The 16820-nt window shown below is 66.9% G+C and carries 16 protein-coding genes; 8 read left to right on the forward strand and 8 right to left on the reverse strand.

The window, feature by feature from the left end:
• Positions 1–6: 6 nt before the first annotated feature.
• From OHA70_RS02440 to OHA70_RS02455, 4 genes are all read right to left on the reverse strand, one after another.
• Entirely contained in the window at positions 7–1074 is a 1068-nt protein-coding gene (locus OHA70_RS02440) for an ABC transporter ATP-binding protein (RefSeq protein ID WP_328328017.1), read from the reverse strand.
• Positions 1075–1093: 19 nt separating this feature from the next.
• Positions 1094–2098, reverse strand: a complete 1005-nt coding sequence (locus tag OHA70_RS02445) for an ABC transporter permease (RefSeq protein ID WP_328328019.1) — start codon at positions 2096–2098, stop codon at positions 1094–1096.
• A gap of 3 nt (positions 2099–2101) precedes the next feature.
• Positions 2102–3148 (reverse strand): ABC transporter permease, encoded by a 1047-nt coding sequence (locus tag OHA70_RS02450; RefSeq protein WP_328328021.1) that lies wholly within the window; start codon positions 3146–3148, stop codon positions 2102–2104.
• Between the two features lie 166 nt (positions 3149–3314).
• Positions 3315–3704 (reverse strand): (deoxy)nucleoside triphosphate pyrophosphohydrolase, encoded by a 390-nt coding sequence (locus OHA70_RS02455; protein ID WP_328328023.1) that lies wholly within the window; start codon positions 3702–3704, stop codon positions 3315–3317.
• Positions 3705–3754: 50 nt separating this feature from the next.
• On the opposite strand from OHA70_RS02455, the gene OHA70_RS02460 reads away from it, so the two are divergent.
• From OHA70_RS02460 to OHA70_RS02480, 5 genes are all read left to right on the forward strand, one after another.
• Positions 3755–4381, forward strand: coding sequence for a hypothetical protein (locus OHA70_RS02460; protein WP_328328025.1), 627 nt, complete (start codon positions 3755–3757; stop codon positions 4379–4381).
• Between the two features lie 107 nt (positions 4382–4488).
• Entirely contained in the window at positions 4489–4782 is a 294-nt protein-coding gene (locus tag OHA70_RS02465; RefSeq protein ID WP_328328027.1) for a hypothetical protein, read from the forward strand.
• Entirely contained in the window at positions 4782–5585 is an 804-nt protein-coding gene (locus OHA70_RS02470; protein ID WP_328328029.1) for a hypothetical protein, read from the forward strand. The genes OHA70_RS02465 and OHA70_RS02470 overlap by 1 nt, the downstream gene beginning before the upstream one ends.
• A 33-nt stretch (positions 5586–5618) precedes the next feature.
• Complete coding sequence (locus tag OHA70_RS02475) at positions 5619–7502, forward strand: fumarate reductase/succinate dehydrogenase flavoprotein subunit (protein WP_328328031.1); 1884 nt, start codon at positions 5619–5621, stop codon at positions 7500–7502.
• A gap of 69 nt (positions 7503–7571) precedes the next feature.
• The gene (locus OHA70_RS02480; RefSeq protein ID WP_328328033.1) at positions 7572–8324 is read left to right on the forward strand and encodes a succinate dehydrogenase/fumarate reductase iron-sulfur subunit; all 753 of its coding nucleotides are present in this window, start codon (positions 7572–7574) and stop codon (positions 8322–8324) included.
• 454 nt (positions 8325–8778) lie between these two features.
• On the opposite strand, the gene OHA70_RS02485 is transcribed toward OHA70_RS02480, so the two are convergent.
• The 3 genes from OHA70_RS02485 to OHA70_RS02495 are packed head-to-tail and all read right to left on the reverse strand — an operon-like array spanning position 8779 to position 11479.
• Positions 8779–9822 carry an ABC transporter substrate-binding protein gene (locus OHA70_RS02485; protein WP_328328035.1) on the reverse strand — a complete coding sequence of 348 codons (1044 nt, stop codon included), beginning with the start codon at positions 9820–9822 and terminating at the stop codon, positions 8779–8781.
• Positions 9823–9840: 18 nt separating this feature from the next.
• On the reverse strand, positions 9841–10686 hold the full coding sequence (locus tag OHA70_RS02490; RefSeq protein ID WP_328328037.1) for an ABC transporter permease: 846 nt from the start codon (positions 10684–10686) through the stop codon (positions 9841–9843).
• Positions 10676–11479: an ABC transporter ATP-binding protein gene (locus OHA70_RS02495; protein WP_328328039.1), complete on the reverse strand. Its 804-nt coding sequence runs from the start codon at positions 11477–11479 to the stop codon at positions 10676–10678. Before OHA70_RS02495 ends, OHA70_RS02490 begins: the two co-directional genes overlap by 11 nt.
• A gap of 175 nt (positions 11480–11654) precedes the next feature.
• On the opposite strand from OHA70_RS02495, the gene OHA70_RS02500 reads away from it, so the two are divergent.
• Both OHA70_RS02500 and OHA70_RS02505 read left to right on the forward strand, forming a co-directional pair.
• A complete protein-coding gene (locus OHA70_RS02500; RefSeq protein ID WP_328328041.1) occupies positions 11655–13247 on the forward strand; it encodes a sensor histidine kinase in 1593 nt (530 codons plus the stop codon).
• A complete protein-coding gene (locus tag OHA70_RS02505) occupies positions 13244–13906 on the forward strand; it encodes a response regulator (RefSeq protein WP_328328043.1) in 663 nt (220 codons plus the stop codon). The genes OHA70_RS02500 and OHA70_RS02505 overlap by 4 nt, the downstream gene beginning before the upstream one ends.
• On the opposite strand, the gene OHA70_RS02510 is transcribed toward OHA70_RS02505, so the two are convergent.
• Positions 13898–14725 (reverse strand): deoxyribonuclease IV, encoded by an 828-nt coding sequence (locus OHA70_RS02510; RefSeq protein WP_328328045.1) that lies wholly within the window; start codon positions 14723–14725, stop codon positions 13898–13900. The genes OHA70_RS02505 and OHA70_RS02510 overlap by 9 nt on opposite strands.
• Positions 14726–14845: 120 nt before the next feature.
• Between OHA70_RS02510 and OHA70_RS02515 the strand changes: the two genes are divergently transcribed.
• Positions 14846–16816 (forward strand): ABC1 kinase family protein, encoded by a 1971-nt coding sequence (locus OHA70_RS02515; protein ID WP_328328047.1) that lies wholly within the window; start codon positions 14846–14848, stop codon positions 16814–16816.
• Positions 16817–16820: the final 4 nt, after the last annotated feature.

Here is a 16820-nt window from a genome sequence, read left to right on the forward strand (position 1 = left end):
CCGGCATCACAGCAACGGCTTGATCTGCTCGGTGAACAGGGTGCTGCGCTTGGCGTGCTCGATGTGGCACCGGACCCGGTGCTCCTCGGTACCGACCTGCAGCAGCTCCGGCACCTCGCCGGTGCAGGAGTGACCCTCGACGTACTGCTGGAAGTCGCAGCGCGGCTGGAACGGGCACCCCTTGGGCAGGTTGATCAGCGACGGAGGAGTACCCCGGATGGCCTTGAGCCGGTGATCGCCACCGCGGTTGACCCGCGGGATCGAGCCGAGCAGACCCCAGGTGTAGGGCATCTCGGGCCGGTAGAAGATGTCGCGGACCGGGCCGGACTCGACCACCCGGCCGCCGTACATGACCACCACGTCCTGCGCCATCTGGGCGACGACGCCGAGGTCGTGGGTGATGATCACGATCGCGGAGTTGAACTCCTTCTGCAGGTCCTGCATCAGATCCAGGATCTGCGCCTGGACGGTGACGTCCAGCGCGGTGGTCGGCTCGTCCGCGATCAGCAGCTGCGGGTCGCACATCAGCGCCATCGCGATCATCGCGCGCTGCCGCATACCGCCGGAGAACTGGTGCGGGTAGTCGTAGAACCGCTTGTCCGGCGACGGGATGCCGACCCGGTCGAGCAGGTCGACCGCGCGCTTCTTGGCGACCGCCTTGGTCACGTCGTTGTGCACCCGGTAGGCCTCGACCAGCTGGTCGCCGACCCGGTAGAACGGGTGCATCGCCGACAGCGGGTCCTGGAAGATCATCGCCACCTGCTGGCCGCGCAGCCGGCGGATCTCCGGGATGGACATGTCCACCAGTTCGGCGCCGTCCAGCCAGATCTCGCCGGTCACCTTGGCCCGGCTGCCCTTGTGCAGGCCCATGATCGCCAGGCTCGACACACTCTTGCCGGAGCCGGACTCGCCGACGATGCCCAGCGTCTTGCCACGCTCGAGGGTGAAGCTCAGTCCGTTCACGGCCTTCACCAGGCCGTCGTCGGTCGGGAAGTGCACCTGCAGGTCCTTGAGCTCAAGGAACGGCTTGCCGGTACGGTCCGCAGAAGCTGTGGTTGTCACAGTCTCGGTCACTTGTCGTCTCCTCGACGGGTCAGGACAACCGCACGCGCGGGTCGATGAAGGCGTACAGGACGTCGACGATCACATTGGCGAGGACGACGAAGATCGCGGCGAACAGGACCACGCCCATGATCGAGGGCAGGTCGTTGCCGAGCACCGAGTCGATCGAGAACTTGCCCAGGCCGGTGATGCTGAAGACCTGTTCGGTGATCACCGCGCCGCCGAGCAGACCACCGAGGTCCAGGCCGAAGATCGTCACGATCGGCGTCAGCGCGGACCGCAGACCGTGCTTGAAGATGACGGTCCCCTCCCCCAGACCCTTGGCCCGGGCGGTCCGGATGTAGTCCTCGTTCATCGTGTCGATCATGTTGGCCCGGGTGATCCGGGTGTAGAGCGCGGCATAGACCAGCGCCAGCGTCGCCCACGGCAGGATGTAGAACTGCAGCCACTTGAACGGGCCGACGGTGAACAACGCCGCATTGGCGGTGTCCGGGAACGGCAGCCATTTGAGCTTGACGATGAACAGGAACAACAGCAGGTAACCGAACACGATGGTCGGGAACGAGACCCCGAACAAGGCCAGCCCGACGCTCAGCTTGTCCAGCCACTTGCCCTTCCGCAGGGCGGCCAGCAGACCGAGCAGGACGCCGCCGATCAGCCAGATGATCGCGGCCCCGACAGCCAGCCACAGGGTCGGCGGGAACGCGTCGGAGATCGAGGTCCAGACCGGGATGCCGTTCTGGTACGACTCACCGAAGCACGGCCAGGCGCAGTTGTGCTCGCTGCCGGCGGTACCGATGTCGCGGCCGCCCGGGTTGACCAGGCCCTTCATGTACGTGCCGTACTGGACGATCAGCGGGTCGTCGAACCCGTAGGTCTCGTTGACGGTCTGGATCGTCGCGGTGTCGCAGTTCTTGCCGCAGATCAGCAGGGCGGGGTTCGCCGGCGTGATCCAGAACAGGAAGAACGTGATGGCAGAGATCACCCACAGGATGAGGACCGTCTGCAGCAGCCGGCGGATCAGATAGCGGCCCATGGGTCAGCTCCTCCCGGCACGCGGGTCGAGGGCGTCACGCACGGAGTCACCGAGCAGGTTGAACGCCAGAACGGTGATGAACAGCGCCATGCCCGGGAAGAACAGGTACAGCGGGTTGCTCTCGATCCACTGCGAGGCGTCGCTGATCATCCGGCCCCACGAGCTGGTGGGCTCCTTGATACCGACACCGAGGAAGGACAGCGCGGCCTCCGCGGTGATGTTGCTCGGGATCAGCAGCGTCGTGTAGACGAGCAGCGTCGGCAGCATGTTCGGCAGGATCTGCTTGAAGATCACGTACATCGGGCCGGCGCCGAGCGACCGGGCCGCCTCGACGAACTCACGTTCGCGCAGCGAGAGCGTCTGCCCTCGGACGATCCGGGCCAGATAGGCCCAGCCGAAGAACCCGAGGACGAACATCAGCACGCCTAATCGGAGCCGGTTGTCGTCGGGTATCCCGAACAGGGCCTGGCCGCGGTCGGCGACCACCGGCGTCAGCGCCATGATGAACAGCAGCGACGGGAAGCTCAGCATGATGTCCATCAGCCGGCTCAGCACGGTGTCGATCCAGCCACCGAAGTAGCCGGAGACCATGCCGATCACGGTGCCGAGCACGATCGCGATGATCGTGCCACCGAGCGCGACCAGCAGGGAGACCCGGGTGCCGTAGACCAGCCGGGAGAACACGTCGCGGCCGTTCTGCGGCTCGACCCCGAGCCAGTGCTCGCTGCTCGAGCCACTGCCGAACAGACCGCCGATCGGGATGCTGCCGTCGCGCGTGTTCAGCAGCGGCGTGCCGTCCTTGTTCAGCTTGTTGAACTGGTCCGGCGGGAAGCCGTTGATCTTCACGATCAGCGGCGCGAAGATCGCCACCGCGATGATCAGGAGGATGATGACCGCGCTGATCATGGCGATCTTGTCTTTCTTCAGCCGGGCCCAGGCGATCTGCCCTAGGGACCGGCCCTCGATCTGCTTGGCCTCAGGTGTCTCGGCCAAGCCGTCTGCCGGAAGACCGCCGTCTGGAGACAGGTCTTCGGAAACCCCCAGCGTCATCGCTGTTGCCTACCCTTCCCCTTGAATCGCACGTCGTCACCCCGACGGTCGAGTTGCCGGGAACCCTACGGATCTCGCAGTGTGGACGCCACCGGGCACTCACCGATGTCACGGAATCGTGACGGATTAGTGCCACGGTTACCGGGGTATTCAGTGCCACCCGCACTTATGTGCCGTTTTCGACTACTTGGCGTAGAGCGGGAAGGAACGGACGGTCAGCCGGCAGCCAATCCAGCTGCGCCAACTCGGCCGTGCCGACCCATCGGATCGCGCTGTGTTCGGACAAAACCGGTTCACCACGAATCAGGGCCGCAGCGTACACGCGCAACTGGTAACGATCTCCGATGGGCTGGGCCGGACCGAGCGAGACTCCTGGCTCGATCTCAACACCCAGTTCCTCGCGTAGTTCCCTGATCGCGGCCTGCGCGTCGGTCTCCCCCGGCTCGACCTTGCCGCCGGGGAACTCCCATCCGCCGTCCGGCCCGGGGCGCAGCGCCGCCAGTACCAAGCCGTCCCGGATCACGGCCACTCCGACAACGACCTGCGGCTCACTCATAGACACGCACTCTCCCAGAACTTGTCGGTACCTCCGTGGATGATGGCCGGGTGCCGCTACAGAACAGAGTGCTGCCGACCCAGGAGATCGTGGCCGACGCCGGCCGCGGCCTGCTGATGGGCAACCGCGGCACCATTCACCATCCCGACCGCACCCTCGGCACCACCCGCTGGCGGTCGAAGGCCTGGATCTGCTGCGTCCTGGATTGGAAAGGCGTCCAGCGCGACCCGATGCCACCCGGCCGCTGGACCGCACTGTTCTTCTTCGACGAAGCAGTCGCCCTCGCGGCCGGCCATCGCCCGTGTGCCTATTGCCGCCGCCGCGACTACCTCCTGTACGCCGGTGCATGGGCCGCCGGCCGTGGTCTGCCCGAGCGTCCGCGGGCCACCGCGATGGACGCCCAGCTCCATCTCGAACGGGTCGAGCCGCGAACCCGCAGGCAACGGACGACGATCGCCGAGCTCGACGAGCTGCCCGACGGCGCGATGATCCGGTTCGACGGCCGGCCTGCGCTGGTACTGGACTCCCAGCTGCTCGGTTGGTCGTGGGAGGGATACAACACACCGGTCCGGCCGGCCGGGCTGCGGGAGGTCGAGGTGCTGACGCCGCCCGCGAATCTCCTTGTACTGAAGGCCGGATTCGCCCCTTTACTCCACCCGACCGCCATCGGCAACTGAGGTGAACCTAACTAGGAACACGCCGTACCGAGGGGTCTTCCGTTGTGCGCCGCGCGAGGGCAAAGTGTGCCCATACTTACAGCGACAAAACCATCACTGGAGTCGGTATGGGTGACGGCAACAGCACCGTGGCAGCGGTGCAGCGCGCGCTCGAAGCGCTACACGCCAGCGTCGGCAATCTCAGCCAGGAGTACGGTGACACCCTCGGCGTTCGCCGATTGGTGTCGGACGTGGCCAGGCTGAGCGACGACCTGGCCGAGCTCGGCCCTCCCGACCCTCATCACAGACCCGGACCCGTTCCGGAGGAACTCGAGGAGATCCCCGACGTGGAATACGACGCGTCCATGTGGACCGACGCGGAGCATGAAGGCTTCGGCGCACCCGACCGGCGCGCTCCCTGATGGCGACGACGGGCGTTGGCGCGCCGGGTCGCGCAGAGATCAAGCAGAAGACTCTACGGACCGATCGCTGGTGGCTCGCGCCGCTGCGGATCGGTGTGATCCTGGGCTTCTTCGTCGTCTACGCGACGGTCCGGATCTTCATGAACAAGTACTACTGGGTCGACGCGTACCACTACCTCACCCCGTTGTACTCGCCGTGCGTGACCTCGTCCTGTGTCGAGGGCTCGAGCCATCTGGGCACCTGGTTCGGGGACTTCCCCCGGGTCATCCCGTTCAGCATCATCACGTTCGCCGTGCTGGCCGGCTTCCGCGGTACTTGCTACTACTACCGCAAGGCGGGCTGGCGCTCGCTGCTGCTCGCCCCGGGCGCCTGCGCAGTGCCGGAGCCGCACAAGAAGTACAACGGTGAGCGCAAGTTCCCGATCACCGCGGTGAACCTGCACCGGTACTTCTTCTACGGCGCGCTGCTCTTCGGCCTGCTCAACGTCTACGACGGCACCCAGGCCTTCCACGGCAAGGACGGCGGCTTCGGCATCGGCCTCGGCACCGTGATCATCTGGGTCAACCTGGTGATGCTGTGGATGTACACGCTGTCGTGCCACGCCTGCCGGCACATCGTCGGCGGCCGGCTGAAGAACTTCTCCAAGCACCCGTTGCGCTACCGGTACTGGACCTTCGTGTCGAAGCTGAACCCCAAGCACGGCACGTACGCGATGATCTCGCTCTTCACCGTGATCATCACCGACGCGTACATCATGTCGGTCTCGGCCGGCTGGTTCTCCGACCTGCGGTTCCTCAACTGACGCAGCATCAACTGATTCGGACGTTTGATTTTTATGACTGAGCTGGAACGACACCAGTACGACGTGATCGTGATCGGCGCCGGCGGCGCCGGTCTCCGCGCGGCGATCGAGGCCCGTGAGCAGGGCAAGCGCACCGCGATCATCTGCAAGTCGCTGTTCGGCAAGGCGCACACCGTGATGGCCGAGGGTGGCTGTGCCGCGGCGATGGGCAACGCGAACTCGAACGACAACTGGAAGACGCACTACGTCGACACGATGCGTGGCGGCAAGTTCCTGAACAACTGGCGGATGGCCGAACTGCACGCGCAGGAAGCCCCCGACCGGGTCTGGGAGCTGGAGACGTACGGCGCGCTGTTCGACCGGACGCCGGACGGCAAGATCAGCCAGCGCAACTTCGGTGGGCACACCTACCCGCGGCTCGCGCACGTCGGCGACCGCACCGGCCTGGAGCTGATCCGCACCCTGCAGCAGAAGATCGTCTCGCTGCAGCAGGAGGACTTCAAGGCCACCGGCGACTACGAGGCCAACCTCAAGGTCTACGCCGAGTGCACGATCACGGAGCTGCTCAAGGATGGCGACGCGATCTCCGGCGCCTTCGGCTACTGGCGTGAGTCCGGCCGGTTCGTACTGTTCGACGCACCGGCCGTCATCCTGGCCACCGGCGGCGTCGGCAAGTCGTTCAAGGTCACCTCGAACTCGTGGGAGTACACCGGTGACGGTCACGCCCTCGCGATGCGGGCCGGCGCGACGCTGATCAACATGGAGTTCATCCAGTTCCACCCGACCGGCATGGTCTGGCCGCCGTCGGTGAAGGGCATCCTGGTCACCGAGTCCGTCCGTGGTGACGGCGGTGTGCTGAAGAACTCCGAGGGCAAGCGGTTCATGTTCGACTACGTGCCGGACGTGTTCCGCGCGCAGTACGCGGAGACCGAAGAAGAGGCCGACCGCTGGTACAAGGACGCCGACAACAACCGGCGCCCACCGGAGCTGCTGCCGCGGGACGAGGTCGCCCGGGCGATCAACTCCGAGGTCAAGGCCGGCCGCGGAACCCCGCACGGCGGCGTCTTCCTGGACGTGTCCTCGCGGCTGCCCGCCGAGGAGATCCAGCGCCGGCTGCCGTCGATGTACCACCAGTTCAAGGAGCTGGCGGACGTCGACATCACCGCGGAGCCGATGGAGGTCGGCCCGACCTGTCACTACGTGATGGGTGGCGTCGAGGTCGAGCCGGACACCGCACAGTCGTCGGTCAAGGGCCTGTACGCCGCTGGTGAGGTTGCCGGTGGCATGCACGGGTCGAACCGGCTCGGTGGCAACTCGCTGTCCGATCTGCTCGTCTTCGGCCGTCGCGCCGGAGCCGGTGCGGCGATGTACGTCGAGTCGCTCGGCGAGAACCGGCCGAAGATCTCGGAGGCCGACGTCGACGCGGCTGCCGCCGAGGCCCTCGCGCCGTTCGAGCTCGAGGGCGGGGAGAACCCGTACACGATCCACCAGGAACTGCAGCAGTCGATGAACGACCTGGTCGGCATCATCCGCAAGGCCGGTGAGATCGAGCAGGCGCTGGCCCGGCTGGTCGAGTTCCGCGGCCGGATCGCGAAGATGACGGTCGAGGGCCACCGGCAGTTCAACCCGGGCTGGCACCTCGCGCTGGATCTCCGCAACATGCTGACCGTGTCGGAGTGCGTCGCGAAGGCCGCGCTGATCCGCGAGGAGTCCCGTGGCGGTCACACCCGCGACGACTTCCCGGGGATGAACGCGGAGTGGCGCAAGCTGCTGCTGGTCTGCTCGTTGCAGAGCACCGACGACGGGGTGACCGTGGTCAAGAAGGACCAGATCCCTATGCGCGAGGACCTGCTGGAACTGTTCGAGCGCGACGAGCTGAAGAAGTACCTCACTGAGGAGGAGCTGCCTCGTGGCTGAGCGAAGCGAAGACACCAATTGGCACAGCGAGCTCCGCTCATCGGCGCCCGCAGCGAAGCGAGGACGGCGATGAGCTACCTGGCGAAGTTCCGGGTCTGGCGTGGGGACGCCGAGAGCGGGGACCTCAAGGACTACGAGGTCGAGGTGAACGAGGGCGAGGTCGTCCTCGACGTCATCCACCGGCTGCAGGCGACCCAGACCCCGGATCTGGCGGTCCGCTGGAACTGCAAGGCCGGCAAGTGCGGCTCCTGCAGCGCCGAGATCAACGGCATGCCGAAGCTGATGTGCATGTGCCGGATGAACACGTTCGAGGAGGGTGAGACCGTCACGGTCACCCCGATGCGGACGTTCCCGGTGATCAAGGACCTGGTCACGGACGTCTCCTTCAACTACCAGAAGGCGCGCGAGGTACCGGCGTTCTCTCCCCCGGCCGACCTGAAGCCGGGCGAGTACCGGATGCAGCAGGTCGACGTGGAGCGCTCGCAGGAGTTCCGCAAGTGCATCGAGTGCTTCCTGTGCCAGGACACCTGCCACGTGATCCGGGACCACGAGGAGAACAAGGAGTCCTTCTCCGGTCCGCGTTTCCTGATGCGGATCGCCGAGCTGGACATGCACCCGCTGGACTCCGCGGACCGCCAGAAGGCGGCCCAGGACCAGCACGGCCTCGGCTTCTGCAACATCACCAAGTGCTGCACCGAGGTCTGCCCCGAGCACATCAAGATCACCGACAACGCCCTCATCCCGATGAAGGAACGCGTCGCCGATCGCAAGTACGACCCGATCGTCTGGCTCGGCAACAAGATCCGCCGCCGCGACAGCTGATCCTCGCAGCACAGCGAAAGGCCGCCCGCAGCTACCAGGCTACGGGCGGCCTTCTGCGTCCCAAGACAACACAACAAGGGAAACAAATCCAAGAAAGAAAAATAGAAGACAATTACTCGACAACACTAAATCATGAAGAACAAAAATATAAGGAAAAAGAAGAAGAGAGAGAAATATAGCGGGCTGGGCGCCTGGCAGGGTTCGGCGTGCGGGCGCCGGTCGGCAGGCTGACCGGGCAGGAGAACAGCCAGGGCCCTGAGGTGCTGGTGGTCTGGCCCGAAGGGGCCGAGCGCGAGGCGGGGGTTCCGACAACCTCAGCGCCAGACTGCCGCAGGTCGGCAGGCGACCTGCGGCAGCACAACTAACATCTTCTTTTTTGCAGTTTGCTCTTTAAAGCTCTTCTGTATTCTTTTCTCTGTTTTATTCTCTTTTTGTTCTTTTGGTTCTTTTTTTGTCAGCTCTTGGCGGCGGTGGCGAACTCGGTGGTGTAGGTCTTGGTGATGTCGATGGTGTCCTTCTTCGGCTTGACCGCCGGCGAGAACTTGCCGAGCACGGCCAGCGCGTTCTCGGCGCCCTTGGCGTCCATCACGCCGGTGGCGTTGAACATGCCCTTGGAGTCGGTGATCGACTTGACGTACAGGTCCTTGTCGGTGCCCGCGTAGTCGGCCGGCATCTTCGCCGCGATGGTGGCGGCGTCGTTGCTGGTTATGAAGCCGAGCGTCTTCACGAAGGCGTTCGCGAGCTTCTGTACGACGTCCTTGTGCGAGGCAACATAATCGCAGGACATGTAGAGCGAGCTGGCCGGATACAGCCCACCCAGCGCCGCCTTCGTCCCCTCCTCGGTCCGCAGGTCGAGCAGGATCTGCCCTTCACCCGTCTTGGTCAGCCTGGCCACCGTCGGGTCCGTCGTCATGCCGGCGTCGATGCCACCCGAGTTCATCGCGGCGATGAAGGTCGAGTCGGCTCCCGCCTTCACCGTCGTGTAGTCCGCGGTACTGACTCCGGCGTTGCCCGCCAGGTACTGGGTCAGGAAGTCCGTCGAGGACCCGGCACTCGTCACGCCGAGCTTGCGGCCCTTGAAGTCCGCGGGGGTCTTGATCGTGCCGGCCTGAGCCTTGGACACCATCTCCACCTCCCCCGGCACGTTCGCGAACTGGACGACGCTCTGCAGGCACTTGCCCTTGGCCTGCATGTCGATCGTGTGGTCGTAGAACCCGACGACGCCCTGGGCCTGATTGGCCAGCAGCGCCGTCTCGGCCGTGACGCCGGCCGGGGTGTCGACGAGCTCGACGTTGAGCCCCTGATCCTTGAAGTAGCCGAGCTGTTCGGTCAGCTTGGCCGGCATGTAGATCACCTTGGCAGCGCCACCGACCATGATGGTGACCTTGTCGGACGAGGAGCCCGAGCCGGACGAAGTACCGGATTTGTTCTGGGTCTGACAGCCGGTCAGGACGAGGACAGCGGCCAGTGCTGGGAGGGCGAGTACACGGATCTTCACGATTGTCTCCTAGGGAAGTCAGATGGCGGCGGCGAAGGATGCCTGGGCGGGAGGTCGCCAGCGCAGCAGCCGCCGTTCGGCCAGGCCCAGGACGACCTCGGCCAGCAGAGCGAGCACGGTGGTGATGAGCATTCCGGCATAGATGCCGGCTGCGTCGAAGGAGCCCTGGGCGGTGCTGATCAGCAGGCCCAGGCCCCGGGTGGCGCCGGTGTACTCACCGACGATGGCGCCGATCAGCGCGAACCCGAAGGCGGTGTGCAGCGACGCCAGGATCCACGAGGTCGAGCTCGGTACGACGATCGACCAGAGCACCTGGGCCCGGCCGGCGCCCAGGATGCGCGCGTTGTTCACCAGGTTCCGATCGACCTCGCGAGCGCCCTGGAAGGCGTTGAAGAACACCGGGAAGAACACCAGCACGAACGCGGTCGCGATCTTGGACTCCATCCCGAGCCCGAACCAAATCACGAACAGCGCGGCCAGCACGATCCGCGGTACGGCGTTGAGCGCCTGGATATAAGGCGACACCACCTCGGCGAGCAGCCGGGCGCGGCCGAGCAGGATGCCGAGTACGACGCCGGCCAGCGAGCCGAGGACGAAGCCCGCGGCCGCTTCCTCCAGGGTGACCGCGATCTGCGCCCAGATGGAGCCCTGCGCGGTGCCGTCGGTGAACCAGATGACCAGCTTGTCCCAGATCAGGCTGGGCTTGGAGTAGAAGAACGGATCGAGCCACAGGCTGACCGACAGTTCCCAGCCGCCGAGGATGACCAGCAGCAACAGGAGTCTGAGCGCGTAGACGAGCGCTTTGTGCTTACGGCGTACGACGGCGGCGGTCTGGGCCGTCCTGGCCGGGGCTTTACGCAACACGGGTGGCTCCTGTCTGGCGGGCGATCGCGACCTCGGCGGACAGCGAACTCCACACCTCGCGGTAGATCGCGATGAACTCGGGCGTCATCCGGATCTCCTCGACGTTGCGGGGCCGCTCGAGTTCGATCGGGAAGGCGTCCTTGATCCGGGCCGGACTGGCGGTCATCACCACGACCCGGTCGGCCAGCGTGATCGCTTCCTCCAGGTCGTGGGTGACGAAGATGACCGCGGCGCTGGTCCCCGACCACAGGTCGAGCAGCTCGTTCTGCATCAGCGCCCGGGTCTGCACGTCCAGCGCCGAGAACGGCTCGTCCATCAGCAGGATCGACGGCTCGTTGACGAGGGTCTGAGCCAGCGCCACCCGCTTGCGCATGCCGCCGGACAGCTGGTGCATGTAGTAGTCCTCGAAGCCGGCCAGCCCGACCCGGGCGACCCAGTCCCGGGCCGCCGCGTCAGCCTGCTCCTTCGGTTTGCCTCGCCAAAGGGGGCCGGAGGCAACGTTTGCCAGTACGGTCCGCCAGGGCAGCATCGCGTCGGCCTGGAACATGTACCCGACACCGTCCGGGATGCCGCGTACCGGCTGTCCGTTGACCTCGACGGTGCCCTCGGACGGCGGCTCCAGCCCGGAGACCAGTGACAAGGTGGTGGACTTGCCACACCCGGTCGGCCCGACGACGGCCACGAACTCCCCGGCGCTAACCTGCAGGGTGATGTCCTGTACTGCGGTGTGGGCGGTCCCCGCGCTGGTCAGGAACCGCTTGGTCGCATGGTCGATGTCGACCAGATAGGTCATGGCGCCCTCCTACCTCTCCTCGTACCCGCCTGCGGTGTTACCGGCGGATCACAGCTCTGTTGCTCGAAAGGTAGGGAGGATCGGGCGGGAGCGGATCCCTTGCTGTCGTTACCCGCCCATTCCCCATAGTCCGCGTTCTGCGCATTCCGCTCACGGGCGGGTTTACGGTGGGCGGATGATGGCTCGATTGCGCGGGATGCGCTTCACGCGGCAGCTCCTGCTGCTGCAGATCGGCCTGGTCACGTTGATCGTCGGCATCGGTTTCGGACTGGTCGCCTGGCTGCTCGACCAGAGCCTGGAGCACCAGTACGAGCAGCGCGCGCTCAATGTCGCCAGGACGGTCGCCGCCGAGCAGCACCTGGGCGACCTGGTCCGCGACGGCGACCAGCCCGCGGTCCAGCAGATCGCCATCGCCGCCTCCCGAGCCACCGGCGCGCTGTTCGTCGTGGTGACCGATGCGCGCGGCATCCGGCTGGCGCATCCGACGCCCGACCAGATCGGCAAGCCGGTCAGCACCGATCCGTCCGGGGCGCTGTCCGGGCAGGAGGTGGTCAACATCGAGCGCGGCACGCTCGGCCTGTCCGCGCGCGGCAAGGTCCCGGTCCGCGACACGTCGGGCGCGATCGTCGGCGAGGTCAGTGTCGGCTTCGACGCGGCCGACATCCGGCACGCCCTGCTGGACCTGATCGGCGCGACCGCTCCGTTCGCCGTCGGCGCCCTCGCGCTCGGGGTGGCCGGCTCGACCTGGCTGTCCCGGGTGCTGAAACGACGGACGTTCGGCCTCGAGCCCGCCGATCTGGCCGATCTGGTCCGCGAGCGGGAGGCGGTCCTGCACGGCGTCGGCGAGGGAGTCCTCGCGGTCGACACCGACCGCCGGGTGACGATGTGCAACGACGAGGCGATCCGGCTGCTGGGCCGCCCGATCCACGCCGGGACGCCGCTCGACGACCTGCAGCTTCCACCGCGGTTGAGATCCGTCCTGGACGGCGACCGGGCGGACAACATCCTCACCGTGGCCGGCGACCGGGTGCTGGTGGCTAACCACCGACCGGTTCACCGCGACGGCCGCGATCTGGGCAGCGTACTGACGCTGCGGGATCGTACCGACCTGGAGCAGCTGACGAGCGAGCTGGACGCGGTACGGAGCATGACCGGCGCTCTTCGCGCGCAGCGGCACGAGTTCGCCAATCGCATGCACACGGTCCTCGGATTGCTGCAGGCGGACGCGCACGCCGATGCGCTGGAGTATCTGCGCTCCGTGACCCAGTTCCAGGAGGCCGACGCGATCAGCGAGTCACCGGCCGTCCGGTCGGCGACGATCCGGTCGTTCATGGCGGCCAAGACCGCGCGGGCCACCGAGCTGGGCGTGACGCTGAAACTGTCCGAGGCCAGCTGGGTCCAGCAACGGCTGGTCGCACCGGTCGAGGTCGTCACGGTGCTCGGCAATCTCGTCGACAACGCCCTGGATGCGGCTCATGTCTCGACCCGGCGGCCGGGTGGCGTCGAGGTCGACCTGCTGTCCGACGGAACGCGGCTGGTCATCTCGGTGGCCAATACCGGCGACGGGGTCTCGCCCGAGCAGACCGAGGCGATCTTCGTCGAAGGCATCTCCACCCGCGGCACCGATCGCGGGCTCGGGCTGGCGATCGCCCGGCAGACAGCCCGTGGGCTCGGCGGCGACATCACCTTGGCGAATCCGGGCTGTGACGGCAGCGAGACGGTGTTCGTCGCGCAACTGCCCGACGTACTGGAGGAGGCCGGCGCATGATCGGCGTACTGGTGGTGGAGGACGACTTCCGCGTCGCTCAGGTCCATGCACTGTTCGTTGCCCAGGTCATCGGTCTTGAGGTTGTCGGCGTTGCCCACACCGCGGCCGACGCGCTGCGGCTGGCCGCCGAGCTCAAGCCCGACCTCGTGCTGCTGGACAGCTATCTGCCCGACCGGCCGGGGATCGAGCTCGCGACGGACCTGACGGCCGACATCTTCATGGTCACCGCGGATTCGTCGGCAACCTCAGTTCGGGCCGCCTTCGCTGCGGGTGCACTGAACTACTTGATCAAGCCGTTCAGCTCCGAGCAACTGACCTCGCGCCTGCGTGCGTACGTCCGCTACCGCACCCTGCTGGGCGGTCAACTGGAGGAATTGAGCCAGCAGGCTATCGACCGAGCGGTGGACGCCCTGCACGACGCCGACCGCCCGCCGACACCGAAGGGCCAGTCGCCGGTCACTGCCCGGCTGGTGACGAGCGCCCTGCGGAAGGCCGGTGAGCCGCGGACCGCTGCTGACCTGGCGGCGCAACTCGGAATCTCCCGGGCGACTGCCCAGCGCTATCTGGCCGCACTGGCCGACGACGGCCGCGCAGTACTGAGTCTGCGCTACGGATCGACCGGACGCCCAGAACATCAGTACCACTGGGCATCACGCTGAGTACTTGCTACAAGCAACCTTTCGGGTGGCGCGCAGGTTCTTGAGCAGGGCAACATCGCGTACGTGGGTCGGGGTCTCCACCAGAACCGGTACGTCCACCAGTGCCGGATGGGCGAGGAAGGCGGCCAGTGTCGGCAGCCCGATGGTGCCGACGTCGAGGGATTCGTGCCGGTCCCGGTGCGAGCCTCGAGGGTCTCGGCTGTCGTTGACGTGGATCAGCTCGATCGCGCTCGCCAGACCGTCGATCAGCTGCGGATCGGCGAGATCCTCACCGGCGGCATGCAGGTGGCAAGTGTCCAGGCAGAGGCCGACCCGCTCGTCGTCGACGGCCCCGAGGTACTCGATCGTGCTGCCGATGGTCGACGCCATCGATTCGCCCGCACCCGCGGTCGGCTCGATCAGCAGGCGGACGGCCGGATCGGCCCGATCGACGAGCGGGCTGATCAACCCGGGCAGGGCAGCCAAGGCCGTCGTACGCCGTCCCGGGGTGACCGATGACCCGGCGTGGACGACGACTGCGGTGGCGCCGAGGTCCGACGCACGTTGCAGGGTCAGCTCCAGGGCAGCCAGCGAACGGGACAGCACCAACTCCGACGGAGCACCGAGGTTGATCAGGTGTGGGGCGTGCACCACGACCGGCAGCGCGCGCTCGGCACACGCGGCCCGGAAGGCCTCGTCAGCGGCGGGGTCGGCGGCTCGCGGCGCCCAACTGCGTGGGTTGCCCGCGAACAGCTGGATGATCTCGGCACCGACCTCGTCCGCCTCCGCCAGCCCGACCTTCACCAGCCCACCGCCGACTGCCACGTGCGATCCGATCACTGCCCCAGCCTAGGCATGCCCTCCACCCGAACGTCCGGCCGCTCCGCTCACCTGAGCGATTGGGTTGGGTCCCCCGCGTGGGTGAGGCGGGTGGACTGGTGGACGTCCTAGGGTGCGGGGATGGACGTGGCGTTGGTCGGCCTGGTCAATATCGGGATCTTCATGTTCTTGTTCGTGCCGGTGTCGCAACGGTTGCTGGGGGTGCGGTTCGGGTTCGGGCGGCTGGCGGTCGGGGCCGCGCTGACGCTGGCCATCGCCGGGCCGCTGGCGACCGCGCTCTCAGGACCGCAACCGTGGACCGGGTCGAACGGGGCCGCGTTTGCCTTGCTGGCTTTGACGGCGCTGTGTTCGATGCTTGCCGGACTCATCTTTCTCGTCCTCGCCGAGGCGCTGGTACCGACCGGATCGTTGCCCAGGGCCCGTGACCTCCGCCGGGACCTGACCGGCCGGATCGCACGCACCCGGCGGTACCTGCAGATCCTCCGGATCGCGATCAAGCACGGCCTCGGCCCATACCTGCGTGGCCGCCGCCGACCCGGTCACGAGAACGCAGCCGGGCAGGCGGATCTGGCCCGATCGCTCCGGCTCGCGCTCGACGAGGCCGGCGTCACCTTTGTGAAGCTCGGCCAGGTGCTGTCCACCCGCAGCGACGTGATCCCGGCCTCGGTCGCGCTCGAGCTCAGCCGATTGCAGGACCAGGTCTCCCCCGCGCCATGGGATCAGATCGAGGCCGTACTCACTGAGGAACTCGGTGCACCACCCCAGCAGGTGTTCGCCGACTTCTCCACCGAGCCGCTTGCCGCCGCATCGGTGGCTCAGGTCTACACGGCCCGGCTGGACGGTGTACCGGTCGTCGTGAAGGTGCAGCGTCCCGGGATCGCGTCGGTCGTCGAGCGAGATCTGGACATCGTGCAGCGGTTGGCCCGGTTGCTCGAGCGCAACACCGACTGGGGCAAGTCGATGGGCGTGCGTTCCCTCGCGACCGGGTTCGCCGATGCGATGCGCGAGGAACTCGACTTCACGGTCGAGGCAGGCAATATGGCCAGCGTCGCGGCCGGTAAGTCGGTGGTGGGCAACCGCGACATCGTCGTACCGGAGTTGTATCCGAAGTACTCCACCCGCCGTGTGCTGACCATGCAGCGCCTCGACGGGATCGGCCTCGGTGGCGCCGCCAAGTCGATCGCGGAGCGCGGGCTGGACGCCGCCCGGCTGGCGAAGGTGCTGTTCGAGTGTCTGCTCGGCCAGGTCGCGATCGATGGCGTCTTCCACGCGGATCCGCATCCGGGCAACTTCCTGCTGCTCACCGACGGCCGGATCGGCATGCTCGACCTGGGCTCGGTCGGGCGGCTCGATCCGTCCACGCGCGAGGCGTTGCAGCGGTTCCTGCTCGCCGTCGACCACGGCGATCCGGTGGCCGCGACCGATGCGCTGCTGGAGATCGTCTACCGGCCGGACGTGATCGACGAGCAGAGCCTGGAGCGCGCGGTCGGGCAGTTCATGGCCCGGCACCTGGGCGCCGGCGCGGCGATCGGGCCGGCGATGTTCAACGACCTGTTCAAGATCATCACCACACATGAGTTGGGTGTTCCGCCCGAGGTCGCCGCGGTCTTCCGAGCGCTGGCGACCGTCGAGGGCACGATCGCGCGGATCTTCCCTGCCTTCGACCTCGTTGCTGCCTCACGGTCGTTCGCCGCTGCCCACGTCACCGACCGGCTCGCACCCGACGCACTCCGCCGTACTGCCACCGAGGAGCTGGCCACGTTGCTGCCGATGCTCCGCAGGCTGCCGCGCCGGATCGACCGGATCGCGGCCGCCGCGGAGAGCGGTCGGCTCGGCCTCAACGTCCGCCTCTTCGCCGACGAACGCGACCGGCGGCACCTGACCGGTCTCCTCCACCAGGCGCTGCTGGCTGTCCTCGGCGCGACGGCGGGCCTGATGGCAGTACTCCTCCTCGGTACCCCGGGCGGCCCCAAGGTCACCGATACCGTGACGCTCTACCAACTCTTCGCCTACAACCTGCTGGTCATCTGCGCCGTTCTGGTGCTCCGGGTTCTCGTTCTGGTGTTCCGGCTGCCTGATTCCCGCAGTTGACCTC

The sequence above is a fragment of the Kribbella sp. NBC_00382 genome (assembly GCF_036067295.1).
Lineage (GTDB): Bacteria > Actinomycetota > Actinomycetes > Propionibacteriales > Kribbellaceae > Kribbella.